We start from the raw sequence: 14,257 nt of genomic DNA on the forward strand, positions 1-14,257 counted from the left end.
CCGCACAACGTACGGCGGCATGTCTCTGGATGGTGGGTCGTGAGTGGCTCGAACACTCGACCTACGGATTAAGAGTCCGCTGCTCTACCAACTGAGCTAACGACCCGTCCGGGACATGCGACTACACTATATCAAGCTTTTTTCTGGTGGGTCGTGCGGGATTCGAACCTGCGACCAACGGATTAAAAGTCCGCTGCTCTACCAGCTGAGCTAACGACCCATCGAGAGCTCGCAACTATAATGAAACGTTTTAGATGCGTCAAGCCGTATCGCGAAAAATTTCTCTCCGCCGCCGCCCGGAGAGGGGAACGAAAACGGGCGGAAACAGTCGGAACAAACCGGGCCGGAATCATTCGCCACTTGAAACTACGCTGTTCGATACCCATGTGAGATAAGAGGGCAATCCCTGCGCCACAGGCAGCGCGACGATTTCCGGCACCTGGTACGGATGCAGCGCCGCCAGCCGCGCTTCCAGTTGCGGATACGCGTCAGCGCGGGTCTTGATCAGCAGCGGAATCTCCTCGGCCCGCTCCACCGCGCCCTGCCAGCGGTACACTGAACGGCAAGGCGCCAGAACATTGACGCAGGCGGCCAACTGCTCGGCCACCAGCGTCGTCGCGATGCGCTCGGCGGTTTCCGCGTCGGGCGCGTTGCAGACAACCAATAAACAATCGTTAGATGGAATCGGATTCAAGATGCGCGTTCTCCCGCTGCTGTTATTGATTTACCCGTTCGCAGAAATCGCCGCCCTGGTGGCGCTGGCCGACCGCATCGGCGGTCTGGCGGTGTTCCTGCTGGTGGTGCTGTCCTCGATGCTGGGCCTGTGGATGCTGCGCAACCAGAAGCTGGGCGCGCTGCTGACGCTGGGCAGCGTGATGCGCCAGGGCGACAAGGTTTCGCTGTATTCGCTGCTGTGGCCGCTGCGTTACGCGCTGGCCGGCCTGCTGTTCCTGCTGCCCGGCCTGCTCAGCGATCTCGCCGCCATCCTGCTGCTGCTGCCGCTGAAAGGCCCGGACATCTCGCTGCGGACCACCGGCGCCGGCCCGGCCGCCGGGCCCGCCGCCAGCAGCGACGTCATAGAGGGCGAGTTCAGCCGCGTGGACGAAACCACGCCGCCGGGACGCCGCCTTCAGTGAAAACCCAGACGGTCCAGCGCCGCCGCGTCATCAAGGCAGCAGGCGATCCGCACCACCTTGTGCCGGCTCTTGTCGCCGGACAGCAGTTCCACATCGCGCTTGGCGACGCCGAAACGATCGGCCAGCCAGGCCAGCAACGCGGCATTGGCCTTGCCGTCCACCGGCGGCGCCGCCAGCCTGACCTTCAGGCAGTCGCCGTGCTCGCCGGCCGCCTCGGTCTTCTTGGCGCCCGGCTGCACGTGCAGCGTCAGCCGGACGCAGCCGTCATGGCACGACAACCAAGGTTTCATCCCATTTCCCGCCCAAAACGGGAAGTGTAGTCCAAAACGCGGCCTGGAAGCAGCGCCGCCAAAAAGGAGCATCGTCATGGATATCGGCATCAACGAACAAGATCGCCAGGAAATCGCCCACGGCCTGTCCCGCCTGCTGGCGGACAGCTACACCCTGTACCTGAAGACGCACAACTTTCACTGGAACGTCACCGGGCCGATGTTCAACACCCTGCACCTGATGTTCGAAACCCAGTACAACGAGCTGGCGCTGGCCGTGGACGCCGTCGCCGAGCGCATCCGCGCGCTGGGCCACTACGCGCCGGGCAGCTACGCCGACTACGCCAAGCTGACCGCCATCCCCGAATCCGCCGGCGCGCCGCCCAAGGCCGAGGAGATGATCCGCCAGCTGGTCGAGGGCCACGAAACCGTGTGCCGCACCGCCCGCAGCGTGTTCGCCGTGGTGGAGCGCGCCTCCGACGAGCCCAGCGCCGACCTGCTGACCCAGCGCCTGCAGGTGCACGAAAAAACCGCCTGGATGCTGCGCAGCCTGCTGGAAAAATAAGCCGGCCGCGCGCCGCCGCCGAAACGCCGCCTTCGCGCGGCGTTTTTGCATGGCCGCCATGCTACACTCTGGCAAAATCCGGAAACCCGCGATGGCCGATCACCTGTACCGTCCCCGCCCATCCGCGTCCAGCGCCCCGCTGCTGTGGGTGGCGCTGGGCGTTTCGCTGCTGGCCCACCTGCTGCTGCTCAGCCTGGGCGGCCGCGCCTCCGCGCCCGACCGGCCCGGCGAAGCGCCCGCGTCCCAGATCAATATCCGCCTGGTCCGCCATCCTGCGCCGGCCGCGCCGCCGACCGAACGACTGGCCGAAATCGATCATTCAGGCTCGGGCAACAGCGCCGAGCCGCGCCAGCTGCTCAGCCGCCGCGAGCCGCCCAAGCCGCGCCCCGCCGCGAAAATGCCGCCGCCGGCTCCGGCCAACCCGATAGCCCGCCCAACCCCGGCGCCGGCCAAGGTCCAGCCCTCGCCGCCCAGCGGCCAGGTCAGCACCGGCTCGCTGCTGGCCCAGGTCGGCGCGCTGTCGCGCGGCGGCGACAACGCCATCGTCGACAACGACAAGGAGAGCGGCCAGGCCGGCAACGCGCTTGGCGAGGCGGCCCGCGGCTATCCGTGGGCGCGCTACCAGGCCGACTGGCGGCTGAAGGTGGAGCGCATCGGCAACCTGAATTACCCGGATGAGGCGCGCCGCCAGGCCCTGCACGGCGCGGTGACGCTGGAAGTGACGATAGCCGCCGACGGCAGCCTGCAGGGACAGCGGGTCACCCGCAGCTCCGGCAGCCGGGTGCTGGACGAAGCCGCCCAGCGCATCGTCGAGCTGTCCTCGCCGTTCCCGCCGTTTCCGCCCGCACTGGCCCGCGCCCCGGCGATGCGCATCAACCAGCGCTTCGTCTTCACCCGGGACAACCTCTTATCCAGCCATTGAACCAAGGAAGCATCATGTTTGAAGTCAACCGCAGCATCGCGCTGCTGCGCCCGCAGGCCCCGTTTCTAGCCTGGCTGAAAAGCCTGCCCGGCGGCATCGACCCGCAACTGACGCTGGAAGCGCTGGCCGCCGACAGCAACGCGCTGCTGATCCCGCCAGCGGAAGACGCCGACGCCGCGCGCCGCTTCGTGCAGCAACGCCATCGCCAGCTGTTCGAGGCCGAGCTGGCCGACTGGTGCGAAGACGAGAGCCTGTGGCCGCAGAACATCAGTCCCAACCTGTTCCAGCAATGGTTCAAGGTGGAAATCCACTCGGTGCTGACCGACCTGGTCGAAGAGCCGCTGGAGCGAGAGGCCTTCGCGCCGCTGGATCTGGACGGCCACGCCGATTAACCGCCACACACAATAGAGGGGAAACACATGGCGCACCACACCCGGATCAAGGTCCGCGGCTATCATCTGGACCTGTTCGGCCACGTCAACAACGCGCGCTACCTGGAATTTCTGGAAGAAGCGCGCTGGAGCCAGTTCGAAGAGCAAGGCGGACTGGACTGGTTCCTGAAATCCGGCCTGGCGCTGGCCGTGGTCAACATCAACATCGACTATCGCCGCCCGGCGCTGATGGGCGAGCAGCTGCTGATCGAGACCGGCCTGAAGTCCATCGGCAACCGCAGCGCAGTGATCCACCAGCGCGTGCTGCTGGAAGGCGCCGACACTGTAGTGGCCGAGGCCGACGTCACCTTCGTGGTGTTCGACGCCAAGCAGAACAAGGCGGTGGTGCTGGAAGGACAATTGAAGGACATGCTGGAACAGATGACCGCCGGCCCGGTCTGAACCGGCGGCAGACACGACAGGAAATCGAGATGAAGAAGGGTTTGATCATTGCGCTGGCGCTGCTGGTCGCCGCCGGCGCCGCCTACAAGCTGATGTTCTCCGGCAACCCGGCGCCCGAGGTGAAGCTGACCTCTCTGACCGGCACCGCCACCAGCACCTCGGCGCTGAAAGGCAAGGTGGTGCTGGTCAACTTCTGGGCCACCAGCTGTCCCGGCTGCGTCGAGGAGATGCCGGAAATCAAGAAGCTGCACCATGACTACGGCGGCAAGGGGCTGAACGTGCTGGCGGTGGCGATGAGCTACGACCCGCCCAACTACGTGCAGAACTTCGTCGCCAAGAACCAGTTGCCCTTCTTCGTCGCGCTGGACCCGCAGGGAACCACGGCCAAGGCCTTCGGCGACATCCAGCTGGCGCCGACGACTTTCCTGATCGACAAACAGGGCAACATCATCAAGCGCTACGTCGGGGTGATGAACTTCCCCGAGGTGCGCAAGCTGATCGAGCAGCACCTCTAAGCCGCAAACCGCCGCCCCGCCGGCCGGGGCGTTTTCCTACCCTCTCCCCCCGCACACCGCGCAGCCCGGATCGCGCGGCACGCGGATCTGCTTGAAACCGCCGTTCAGCGCGTCGTACAGCGTCAGTTTGCCCAGCGCCGGCGCGACGCCGGCCAGCAGCTTGACCGCCTCCACCGCCTGCAGGCTGCCGATCACGCCCACCAAGGGCGACAGCACGCCGAAGGTGGCGCAAGGGCCATCGCCGGCCTCGCCCTCATCCGGAAACAGGCAGTGGTAGCACGGCGAGGCGGCGTCGCGGCTGTCGAACACCGCCAGCTGGCCCGAGAAACGCACTGCCGCGCCGGACACCAGCGGCACCCTGGCGGCGACGCAGGCGCGGTTAACCGCATGGCGGGTGGCGAAATTGTCCGAGCAATCCAGCACCAGATCGTGCGCGGCCACCTCGGCCATCAATCTGTCGCCTGCCAACCGCTCGGCCAGCGGCCTGACCTCGATCGAAGGATTCATCGCGGCCATCCTACGCGCCGCCGACTCGGCCTTGCCCTGGCCCAGGCTGGCGGCGTCGTGGGCAATCTGGCGCTGCAGATTGGACAGCTCCACCACGTCGTCGTCGACGATCGTGATCCGGCCGACGCCGGCGCTGGCCAGGTACAGCGCCGCCGGCGAGCCCAGGCCGCCGGCGCCGACGATCAGCGCGCGCGCCGCCAGCAGCCGGCGCTGGCCTTCGATGTCGATCTCCGGCAACAGGATGTGGCGGCTATAGCGCAGCAGCGCCTCGTCGTCCAGTTCGCGGTCTTGCTCCATGCTCATGCTCCAGAATGCGAAACGCCAGCCGGAAAGGCTGGCGTCGATAAGCGATTTGTGTCGAGCAAAACGCCTGAGACAAGGCGCGCCTCGTAGGTTGGGCTGAGCAAAGCGAAGCCCAACATTACCGCAACGCAGCATCAGGCGTTTTGCCTTACTCCTCCGCCACCTTGCGGGCGAACTTGATGCCCAGCTGCTTCAGCTTGCGGTACAAGTGAGTGCGCTCCAGGCCCACCTTCTGCGCCACCCGGCTCATATTGCCGTTCTCCAGCGAGATGTGGTACTCGAAATAGCGGCGCTCCAGCTGTTCGCGCAACTCGCGCAGCGGGATGTTGAAGTCGAAGCCCGACTCCTCCACCGGCTTTTCGTGGCGGAACTGCGCCAGCACCTTGTTGACCTCGGCGGCGTCGACTTCATCCGACTCGGCGGTCAGCGCCAGGCTCTTGATGATGCTGCGCAGCTGCTCCAGATTGCCCGGCCAGTCATACTGGCGCATCGCGTTCAGCGCGGCGGTGGTCAGCTTGCGCGCCGGCACCTGCTTGGACTCCACCAGCTCCACCAGGATCTGCTCGGCGATGAAGGTGATATCCTCGGCGTGCTCGCGCAGCGGCGGGATCGGCACGATCACGCTGGACAGCGCGGTCAGCAGGCGGTTGTCGCACTCCGGGTCCACCAGCAGCTCCTGCAGCGGACGGCTGCAGGAACAGATCAGGCGCACGTTGAAGCGGTCGAGCTTGGACAGCAGGAACAACAGGCCCTGCTGCACGCGGCGGCTGTACTGGCCGATCTCCGGCAGGTAGAGCACGCCGTTGTTGGCCTTCTGCAAGAGCTCCAGCGGCGCGTCCGCCAGCTGCTCCAGCTTGGCCGGCGTCACCCAGGGGGTGTTGCCCTGATGGAAAAAGCGCGCCACCAGCTCAAAGCCGGAGCCGGACTCGCCGGTCAGCAGCACCGGCGACTTGACCTTGGCCACGCGCTCCAGCTGGCGCTTCAGTTCCTGGATCGGCTCGCTGCGGCCCAGCTTGTCCAGGTTCAGCGAGGTGTTGGCCTGCATGTCGCCGTATTTCAGCGCGCGCTGAACGGTGGTCAACAGCTTCTGCAGCGCGATCGGCTTTTCCAGGAAGTCGAAGGCGCCGATGCGGGTGGCTTCCACCGCGGTGTCTATGCTGGCGTGACCGGACATCATCACCACCGGCATGTTGAGCAGGCCGGACTTGGCCCACTCCTTCAGCAGGGTGACGCCGTCGCAGTCTGGCATCCAGATGTCCAGCAGCACCAGCGCCGGCCGGGTCTGATTGCGCAATTGGCGGGCCACTTCGGCGTTTTCCGCCAAAGCCACGGTATAACCTTCGTCCTGCAGGATCTCGGAGAGCAGCTCTCGGATGCCGATCTCGTCGTCCACAATCAAAATGTCGCTGCTACGCATTAGGCCTCCAGCAATGGCAGGGAGAGAAGGACACGCGCCCCATGCTGCCCGGCGTTCCCCAAAATGACCTGTCCATGGTGTTCTTCCATAATCTTCTTGACCACGGCCAGTCCAAGACCGGTTCCCTTGGCTTTACTGGTCACATATGGCTCGAACGCGCGTCTGAGGATGTCCGGGCCGAAGCCCGCGCCATTGTCCTCGACGCTGACGAGCGCGTTTCCTTCTTCTTGTCGGCTGCTAATTTGAATCATCGGGATGCCAACGTCAAGGACTGCATCCTGGGCGTTTTGCATCAGGTTATGCAGCACCTGCCGCAGCAGAGCCGCATCCCCCATGATCATCAGCGGAACTTCGTCCAGCGCAATCTTAACAGCAGGATTGGATTCGTAAAGGGCCATCACCTCCCGGATCACCTGATTGAGATCAAGTTTCACCAGTTTGATCTTGGGCGCGCGGGCATAGTCGCGGAACGCCTCCACCATGCTTTTCAGCGCGCCCACCTGCTTGATGATGGTGTCGGTGGAGCGCTTGAGCATGTCGGCGTCCGGCCCTTCCAGCTTGTCCGCCAGCTTCATCGCCAGCCGTTCGGCGGACAGCTGGATGGGGGTGAGCGGATTGCGGATCTCGTGCGCCAAACGCTTGGCCACCTCGCCCCAGGCCGCGTCGCGCTGGGCGCGGGCGAGCTCGGTGATGTCGTTGAACACCAGCACGTAGCCGTCGCTGGAATGCTCGGGCAGCCGCGCGCCGCGCACCAGCAGCGTGCGCTCGCCCTGGGCGGTGTCGTAGCCGAGCTGGGTCTGCCAGTCGCTCTCGACATCGCTGTCTGCGTGCTGCATCACCGTTTCCACCAGGCTGGCCACCGCCGGCATCACGCCGCCCCACTCCGGAAAGCGGTGCTCGGCCAGCAGGTTGAACTCGAAGCCCAGAATGCGCGAGGCGCTGGTATTGGCGGCGCGGATCTGCCAGTCGCCGCCGAAGGCGATCACGCCGGCCGACAGGTTCGCCAGTATGCTTTCCAGATAAAGCTTGCCGCCCTCGAGCTCGCCGCGGCTCTTTTCCGCCAGCTGCCGCGCCTCGTCCAATTGCTGCGTCATACGGTTGAACAGCGTGGTCAGCATGCCCAGCTCGTCGCGGCGGTAGACCGGATGGCGCTTGGAAAAGTCGCCCTGCGCCACCGCCCGGGTGCCGGCCGCCAGCTCGGACAGGGGCGCCGACAGCCGCTCCGACAGGAACAGCGCGAAAGCCAGCGCCGCGGTCAGCGCCAGCAGCACCGCCAGCGCCAGCGTCAGCATGTAGAAGGTGCGCAAGCCCTGCCGCGCCAGCAGCAATTGCCGATATTCGGAGCGAGCGCTTTCGATCTGTTCGGCGTCGCGGCTGATATCCGCCGGCGCCGCCTGCAGCAGCTGCAGCACCCGCGTCTGCTCGCCCGGGCCCCGGTAAGCCAGCAGCACTCTCAACGCCAGTCCGTTGTTGCCGTCGTTTTCTATGCTCTGCTGCGGCGTGCGCAGCTTGACCCCGCGCAGCGCCTCATGGCCCGGGGATTGCGGCAGTCCGCGCGCGTCGCCGCCGGCGAAAGCCAGCAACTGGCCGTTGCCGCGGCTGAAGATGGCGATTTCCTTCAGGCCCAGCTGCTCGCGCAGCCGTTCCAGCCGCACCGGCAGCACGCCGTCCGGCAGCGCCTCCACCTCGTCCTGCACCATCCGCCCCTTGCGGCCGACGTCGTCCAGCACGTAGTTGAGCGCGCTGCGGCCCAGCACCAGGCCGCGGTCCAGCGCCGCCTCGACGCGCACGTCGAACCAGCTTTCAATACTGCGGGTCAGGAATTGCGCCGACACGGTGAACACCAACAGGCCCGGCACCAGCGCGACGCCGGCGAACATCAGCGCCAGCTTCTGCGTCAGCTTGGCGCCGAACACACGGTTCTTCACCCGCTGGCGCAAGCGCCACAGCTGGCGCCCCACCACCCCGAGCAGGGCCAGCAACAGCAGGCTGTTCAGCCCGAACACCCACCAGTAGTAATCGTTGAGCTTGGAAGCGTTGCCGGTGGCCACCGCCAGCAGATAAAGCAGGATGGCACCGACCGTCGCCATCGCGATGGTGGCGTAGCGCATCAGCCGGCGTCCTTGACGTCCAGCCTGATCCAGCCGGAATCCAGCGACCAGTCGTCAGAGCCCAGCGCGTTCATCTGGAAGGGCTTGGGCAGATCGCCGATGTCCAGCAGCAACCGGACCTGGCCGGCCACCTGGCCGGGCTTCTTCGGGTCCAGCGTGCCGGGGTTGAGCACGCGCCAGCCCTGGATCGCGCCGAGGGCGGACAAGGCTTCGCGCAAGGTGGGATAGTAATTGGACAGGCTGCCGATAGTGACGCGGTAGCGGCCGGTCAAGGGCTGGTAGGACAGTTTGAAAGCCAGCTGCGCGTGCGGGTCGAACCACTCGCGCAGCGACAGGTAATATGACGTGGTGCGGGGCTTGGTCAGCTCGAACTCCAGCCGGAAGCCCAACACCACCCCCTGCTCCAGCGCCTCGCTGAGGCTGGGGGTGAGCTTGGTGAGGAAACGGGTGCTGACCGCCAGCGTGCCGTCCGGCATCACCTCGGCCTCCGCGCGGCGCGAGCCTATGGTGTCGGCCAGCGCCGGCGGCAGCAGGCAACAGAGCAGAGCCAACAGCAGGCTAATGTTTCTCAAGCAGCGCGTAATAGAAGCCGTCATGTCGCTCACAAGGCAGCAGTTGTTCTTCTTTCAGGCACACCGCATCCGCGTGGCGCTTGAGGAAGCCCTCCAATTGCTGGCGGTTTTCTTCGGGAAAAATCGAGCAGGTAGCGTATAGCATTTTTCCCCCGCTGGCGAGCAGCGGCCACAGCGCGTCGGCCATCGCCGCCTGCTGCTCTCCCAGCGCGGCGAAATCGCCGGGCCGGCGCAGCCATTTGATGTCCGGATGGCGTCTCACCACGCCGGAAGCCGAGCACGGCACGTCAGCCAGGATGCGGTCGAACGGACGGCCGCCCCACCAGTCGTCCGGCCGCGAGGCGTCGGCCTCGATCAACTGGGCGGACAGGCCCAACCGGCGCAGATTGTCGCCGACGCGGGCCAGCCGCGTGGCGTCGATGTCCAGCGCGGTCACCTCCACGTCGGCGCGCTCCAGCATGTGGCCGGTCTTGCCGCCCGGCGCGGCGCAGGCGTCCAGCACCCGCAAGCCCGGCTGCAGGTCCAGCCAGTGCGCGGCGCGCTGCGCGCCCTCGTCCTGCACCGAGGCCAGGCCGTCGGCGAAGCCGGGCAGATCGCGCACCGCCACCGGCCGCGCCAGTTGCACCGCGTCGTCACCCAGGGCCTTGGCCGCCAGGCCGGCCTCCTCCAGCCGGCCCAGATAGTCGTCCACCGAGACGCGGCGGCGATTGACGCGCAGCGTCAGCGGCGGGTGGACGTTGCTGGCGTCCAGGATGCCGCGCCATTCCGCGGGATAGGCCGCCTTCAGCCGCGCCACCCACCAGTCCGGATGGTTGGCCTGCGCCACCTCATCGGCCGCGGCGTTGGCCAGCAGCTCGTCGCGGCGGCGCTGGAAGTTGCGCAGCACGCCGTTGACCAGGGCCTTGAACTTGCCGCGCGCCATCATGCCGGCCAGCGTCACCGCCTCGTGCACCACCGCGTACTGCGCGGCGCGGGTGTATTGCAGCTGGTACAGCGCGATCAGCAGCAGGCGCTCCACCTGCGGCTCCGGCAGCGGATGCGGCACCAGCTGGCGCAGGCAGTGGCGCAGCACGCCCAGATGGCGCAGGCTGCCGTAGCTCAGGTCCTGCAGCGCGCCGCGTTCGGCGGGCGTCAGCTTGCCGGCCTGGCGATGGGCGTCGGCCAGCGCGTCGGTGAGGGTGGTGCCGGCCTCGATGCGGGCCAGGATCTCGGCGGCCAGTTGCTGGATTTGATGCATGATGTGTCTTTCGATGAAACAAGGCCAGTCCTGGGGACTGGCCGCGGGTCGGTTCAAGTGCTTGCGTCAACAGGCGCCGCGCGCCAGCGCGTGCAGCCGTTCAATACGGTCGGCGGTATGCGGGTGGGTGCGGAACAAATCGCCGACACCGCCGCCGGACAGCGGATTGATGATCATCATCTGCGCGGTCTCCGGGTGCGCCTCGGCGGCCGGCATCGCAATGCCCTGGGCATAATATTCGATTTTCTGCAAAGCGGAAGCCAAAGCCAGCGGGTCGCCGGAAATTTCCGCCCCGCCTCGGTCGGCCTCGAACTCGCGCGCGCGCGAGATCGCCATCTGGATCAGGCTGGCCGCCACCGGCGCGAGGAAGGCCACCGCCAGCCGCGGCAGCAGGCCGACCGGCTGGCCGTTCTCGTCGCGGCCGCCGAAGAACATCGCGAAGTTGGCCAGCGCGGAGATCGCGCCCGCCATCGTCGCCGAAATGGTGGAGATCAGGGTGTCGCGGTGCTTGACGTGGGCCAGCTCATGGGCCATCACGCCGCGCAGTTCGCGGTAGTCGAGCATGCGCATGATGCCGCTGGTGGCGGCCACCGCGGCGTTCTCAGGATTGCGGCCGGTGGCGAAGGCGTTGGGCTGGTCCTCATGGATCACGTAGACGCGCGGCATCGGCAGGCCGGCGCGCTGCGCCAGCTCCGCCACCATGCTGTAGAATTCGGGCGCGCTGTTGGCGTCCACTTCCTGCGCGTTGTACATCGACAGCACCATGCGGTCGGAATTCCACCAGGCGAACAGATTCATGCCGCCGCCGAACAACAGCGCCAGCAACATGCCGCCCTTGCCGCCCAACATGCCGCCGATCAGGACGAACAGGGCCATGATCGCGGCCATCAGCAGCGTGGTCTTCAGCCAGTTATCGTTCATGCTCTCCTCTCGCAACTGCGGGTTTGCCTATTTTTAGAGACTGCGCGCGATCTTTTTTCCAGACCCGCGGCCGACGGGGAACCGCCGCCACGAGAAAAAGACCGCGGACAGACTCTTAGTGCGTCAAACGCCCAGGCGGGTTCCCGCCGGCAGGTTCTTGCCGGCGACGAAATCGCGCGCCGCCAGCCGCTTGCCGCCAGCGGCCTGCAGTACCGTCAGCCGCACCAGGCCCTGCCCGGCCCCCACCAGCACGCCGTCGGCGTCGGCGGACACCACCGCGCCCGGCTCGGCGGAACCGGCCTCGGCGCTGGCCAGCCACAGCTTCAGCGGTTCGCCGTTCAGCGTGGTGAAAGCGCCCGGCGCCGGGTTGTAGGCGCGGATCGCGCGGGCGACATCCTCGGCCGGCAGCGTCCAGTCGACCTCGGCTTCGGACTTGGACAGCTTTTGCGCGTAGGTGACGCCGTCTTCCGGCTGCTTTTGCGGCTGGATCGCGTCCAGGCGGCCCAGCGTCTCGACGATGGCCTGCGCGCCGCAGGCGGCCAGCTTGTCGTGCAGCGTGGCGGCGGTTTCGTCGGCGGCGATCGCCAGCGGGTGGATGCTCAGCATGTCGCCGGTGTCGAGGCCGACATCCATCTGCATGACGGTGATGCCGGTTTCCGCGTCGCCGGCCAGGATGGCGCGCTGGATCGGCGCCGCGCCGCGCCAGCGCGGCAGCAAGGACGCATGGATGTTCAGGCAGCCTCGCGCCGGAATCTCCAGCACGTCCTGCGGCAGGATCAGGCCGTAGGCGGCCACCACCATCACCTCGGCGCCGACGTCGCGCAGCATCTGCTGCGCTTCCAGGTTGCCGCGCAGCTTTTCCGGCTGCTCGACGCGCAGGCCATGCGCCAGCGCCACTTCCTTGACCGGACTCGGTTTCAGCTTCATGCCGCGGCCGGCCGGGCGGTCGGGCTGGGTCAGCACCAGCGCGATCTCGTGGCCGGCGCCTATCAGCGCGCGCAGCGCGGCGGCGGCGAATTCCGGCGTACCGGCAAAAATCAGTTTCATCTTGATCAGTTCCCCGACAACGACAGCGGCGCCGTCGCGCGGCGCCGCCTGCTCCTGGCCATCCGGCCGGAAATCACATGTTCTGCTTTTCGCGCTTTTTCAGCTTGGTCTTGATGCGGGTCTGCTTCATCTGCGACAGCCGCTCGACGAACACCACGCCGTTCAGGTGGTCGATCTCATGCTGGATGCAGATCGCCAGCAGGCCGTCGGCCTCCAGCTCGAACGGTTTGCCGTCGCGGCCCAGCGCCTTCACCTTGACGTGTTCGGCGCGGGTCACCTTGTCGTAGATGCCGGGCACCGACAGGCAGCCTTCTTCATAGACGGTCTCGCCGTCCTTGGAGACGATCTCCGGGTTGATGAACACCCGGCGCTCGTCGCGCTCCTCCGAGATGTCCATCACCACCAGGCGGCGATGGTAATCGACCTGCGTGGCCGCCAGGCCGATGCCCTTGGCCTCGTACATGGTCTCGAACATATCGTCTATCTGCTGCTGCAACGCGGCGTCGAAAACCTCCACCGGCTTGGCCACCGTGTGCAGTCTTTCGTCCGGGTAATGCAAAATGTTCAACAGCGCCATTGCTATCCACTCACTCCAAGTTGTCGTATTGCCGCGCCCGCGTCGATAATAGAGCGGTTCGGCGCAGCTTCGTTCCTCTCCGGCGCCGCGCCTTGGCGCGCCGGCATCAAAATTGGGATTCCTCGCATGCGTAAACGCATTATATCGCTTGCCCTGCTGATGGGGCTGGCCTTTCCCGCCTTTTCAGACGATCTGACCGTCAAGCCCGACGCCCCCTCGCGCTACACCGTAACGCGCGGCGACACGCTGTGGAGCATCGCCGGCCATTACCTGCAAAGCCCTTGGCGCTGGCCGGAACTGTGGCGGATGAACCGCGACCAGGTCCGCAACCCACACTGGATCTACCCAGGCAATGTGCTGGTGCTCGATTACGTCAACGGCCGGCCCAGGCTCAGCCTGGCTTCCGACATCCAACGCGAGGTCAAGCTGTCGCCCCAGGCCAGGCCCGAGGAGCAGGACCGCGCGATCGCCAGCATTCCGGCCGAAGCGATCGAGCCCTTCCTCGCGCGGCCGCTGGTGGTCGATCCCGCCCAGTTCGCCACCGGGCCGAGGCTGGTGGCCGGACCGGACGAGCGGCTCAGCATCACCCAGAGCGACCGCGTCTACGCCAGCGGCGTGACGGAGAACGGCACCTGGCAGGCATACCGGCTGGGAAAGCAGCTGGTGGACCCCGACAGCAAGGAAGTGCTCGGGGTCGAAGCCGTATATGGTGGCGATCTGGCGGTAGACAAGCTGCGTCCAGACATCCAGACGCTGACGGTCCGCAGCGTGGCCGGCGAAGTGCTGGTCGGCGACCACCTGGTGCGCGCGCCCAAGGCCGCTTTCGTCAACTACGTGCCGCGCCGCCCGGAAGAAGACCTGCGCGGCAAGATCATCGCCGTCTACCAGGGTCTAGACGGCGCCGCCCAGTACTCGACGGTGGCGCTGAACCTGGGCGCGCGCAACCACATCGAGCCGGGCCTGGTGTTCGGCATCTACAAGAAGGGTAACCCCATCACCATCACCGACGCCGCCGGCAAGAAGCGCGAAACCCAGCTGCCGACCGAGCAGGCCGGCTCGCTGTTCGTCTATCGCGTGTTCGACAAGGTGTCCTACGCGCTGGTGCTCGATAGCCTGGGCGCCCTTTACGTCGGCGACAGCGTCGCCACGCCGGAAGACTGATGACCACTGAACTGCAAGCCTGGCTGACGCTGGCGCTGACGCCCGGCATCGGGCCGGTCGGCTTTCTCAAGCTGATCGACGCGTTCGGCTCGGCCGAACACGCGGCGGCCGCCCGCGCCGCCCAAACCGAGAAGCTGGTGGGCCGCGAGGCGGCCGAGGCGCTG

At 66.6% G+C, this 14,257-nt stretch carries 17 protein-coding genes, 2 tRNA genes and 1 pseudogene; 8 read left to right on the forward strand and 12 right to left on the reverse strand.

Annotated features, from left to right (window positions below):
* Positions 1-30: 30 nt before the first annotated feature.
* From VL52_RS21355 to cutA, 3 genes are all read right to left on the reverse strand, one after another.
* A tRNA-Lys gene (locus VL52_RS21355) sits at positions 31-106 on the reverse strand.
* Positions 107-144: 38 nt separating this feature from the next.
* Positions 145-220: transfer RNA gene (locus VL52_RS21360), tRNA-Lys, on the reverse strand.
* Positions 221-349: 129 nt separating this feature from the next.
* Positions 350-664, reverse strand: coding sequence for a divalent-cation tolerance protein CutA (cutA, locus tag VL52_RS21365; protein WP_082113881.1), 315 nt, complete (start codon positions 662-664; stop codon positions 350-352).
* A gap of 31 nt (positions 665-695) precedes the next feature.
* Here cutA and VL52_RS21370 point away from each other — a divergent pair, with 31 nt between their 5' ends.
* On the forward strand, positions 696-1,136 hold the full coding sequence (locus tag VL52_RS21370; protein ID WP_046158937.1) for an FxsA family protein: 441 nt from the start codon (positions 696-698) through the stop codon (positions 1,134-1,136).
* Here VL52_RS21370 and VL52_RS21375 read toward each other — a convergent pair.
* Positions 1,130-1,426: a DUF167 domain-containing protein gene (locus VL52_RS21375; protein ID WP_046158938.1), complete on the reverse strand. Its 297-nt coding sequence runs from the start codon at positions 1,424-1,426 to the stop codon at positions 1,130-1,132. The two genes, VL52_RS21370 and VL52_RS21375, sit on opposite strands and share 7 nt — an antisense overlap.
* Positions 1,427-1,502: 76 nt before the next feature.
* Here VL52_RS21375 and VL52_RS21380 point away from each other — a divergent pair, with 76 nt between their 5' ends.
* From VL52_RS21380 to VL52_RS21400, 5 genes are all read left to right on the forward strand, one after another.
* A complete protein-coding gene (locus VL52_RS21380) occupies positions 1,503-1,970 on the forward strand; it encodes a Dps family protein (RefSeq protein ID WP_021475269.1) in 468 nt (155 codons plus the stop codon).
* Positions 1,971-2,061: 91 nt separating this feature from the next.
* Complete coding sequence (locus VL52_RS21385) at positions 2,062-2,892, forward strand: energy transducer TonB (RefSeq protein ID WP_046158939.1); 831 nt, start codon at positions 2,062-2,064, stop codon at positions 2,890-2,892.
* 14 nt (positions 2,893-2,906) lie between these two features.
* Entirely contained in the window at positions 2,907-3,284 is a 378-nt protein-coding gene (locus VL52_RS21390) for a hypothetical protein (RefSeq protein WP_046158940.1), read from the forward strand.
* 27 nt (positions 3,285-3,311) lie between these two features.
* Positions 3,312-3,725, forward strand: a complete 414-nt coding sequence (locus VL52_RS21395; protein WP_046158941.1) for an acyl-CoA thioesterase — start codon at positions 3,312-3,314, stop codon at positions 3,723-3,725.
* 29 nt (positions 3,726-3,754) lie between these two features.
* Positions 3,755-4,240, forward strand: a complete 486-nt coding sequence (locus VL52_RS21400) for a TlpA family protein disulfide reductase (RefSeq protein WP_046158942.1) — start codon at positions 3,755-3,757, stop codon at positions 4,238-4,240.
* 36 nt (positions 4,241-4,276) lie between these two features.
* Here the strand turns inward: VL52_RS21400 and VL52_RS21405 are convergent, their stop codons facing one another.
* The 8 genes from VL52_RS21405 to def form a co-directional block, all read right to left on the reverse strand.
* Complete coding sequence (locus tag VL52_RS21405) at positions 4,277-5,044, reverse strand: HesA/MoeB/ThiF family protein (RefSeq protein ID WP_144410362.1); 768 nt, start codon at positions 5,042-5,044, stop codon at positions 4,277-4,279.
* Positions 5,045-5,198: 154 nt separating this feature from the next.
* The gene (locus VL52_RS21410) at positions 5,199-6,467 is read right to left on the reverse strand and encodes a sigma-54-dependent transcriptional regulator (RefSeq protein WP_011137805.1); all 1,269 of its coding nucleotides are present in this window, start codon (positions 6,465-6,467) and stop codon (positions 5,199-5,201) included.
* Complete coding sequence (locus tag VL52_RS21415; protein ID WP_046158944.1) at positions 6,467-8,578, reverse strand: sensor histidine kinase; 2,112 nt, start codon at positions 8,576-8,578, stop codon at positions 6,467-6,469. The genes VL52_RS21410 and VL52_RS21415 overlap by 1 nt, the downstream gene beginning before the upstream one ends.
* The gene (locus VL52_RS21420) at positions 8,578-9,150 is read right to left on the reverse strand and encodes a DUF4390 domain-containing protein (protein ID WP_231161921.1); all 573 of its coding nucleotides are present in this window, start codon (positions 9,148-9,150) and stop codon (positions 8,578-8,580) included. The genes VL52_RS21415 and VL52_RS21420 overlap by 1 nt, the downstream gene beginning before the upstream one ends.
* Positions 9,137-10,387 carry a 16S rRNA (cytosine(967)-C(5))-methyltransferase RsmB gene (gene rsmB, locus VL52_RS21425; protein ID WP_046158946.1) on the reverse strand — a complete coding sequence of 417 codons (1,251 nt, stop codon included), beginning with the start codon at positions 10,385-10,387 and terminating at the stop codon, positions 9,137-9,139. Before rsmB ends, VL52_RS21420 begins: the two co-directional genes overlap by 14 nt.
* A 66-nt stretch (positions 10,388-10,453) precedes the next feature.
* Positions 10,454-11,308, reverse strand: a complete 855-nt coding sequence (htpX, locus tag VL52_RS21430) for a zinc metalloprotease HtpX (protein WP_046158947.1) — start codon at positions 11,306-11,308, stop codon at positions 10,454-10,456.
* Positions 11,309-11,431: 123 nt separating this feature from the next.
* On the reverse strand, positions 11,432-12,355 hold the full coding sequence (gene fmt / locus VL52_RS21435) for a methionyl-tRNA formyltransferase (protein ID WP_046158948.1): 924 nt from the start codon (positions 12,353-12,355) through the stop codon (positions 11,432-11,434).
* Between the two features lie 73 nt (positions 12,356-12,428).
* Positions 12,429-12,932 carry a peptide deformylase gene (def, locus tag VL52_RS21440; RefSeq protein ID WP_046158949.1) on the reverse strand — a complete coding sequence of 168 codons (504 nt, stop codon included), beginning with the start codon at positions 12,930-12,932 and terminating at the stop codon, positions 12,429-12,431.
* A 126-nt stretch (positions 12,933-13,058) separates the two neighbouring features.
* On the opposite strand from def, the gene VL52_RS21445 reads away from it, so the two are divergent.
* Complete coding sequence (locus VL52_RS21445) at positions 13,059-14,093, forward strand: LysM peptidoglycan-binding domain-containing protein (protein ID WP_046158950.1); 1,035 nt, start codon at positions 13,059-13,061, stop codon at positions 14,091-14,093.
* Positions 14,093-14,257 (forward strand): annotated as a pseudogene (locus VL52_RS25750) (DNA-processing protein DprA); the annotation flags it as partial. The gene VL52_RS21445 and the pseudogene VL52_RS25750, both read left to right, overlap by 1 nt.

The sequence above is a fragment of the Chromobacterium vaccinii genome, from assembly GCF_000971335.1.
In the GTDB taxonomy this organism is placed as follows: Bacteria; Pseudomonadota; Gammaproteobacteria; order Burkholderiales; family Chromobacteriaceae; genus Chromobacterium; species Chromobacterium vaccinii.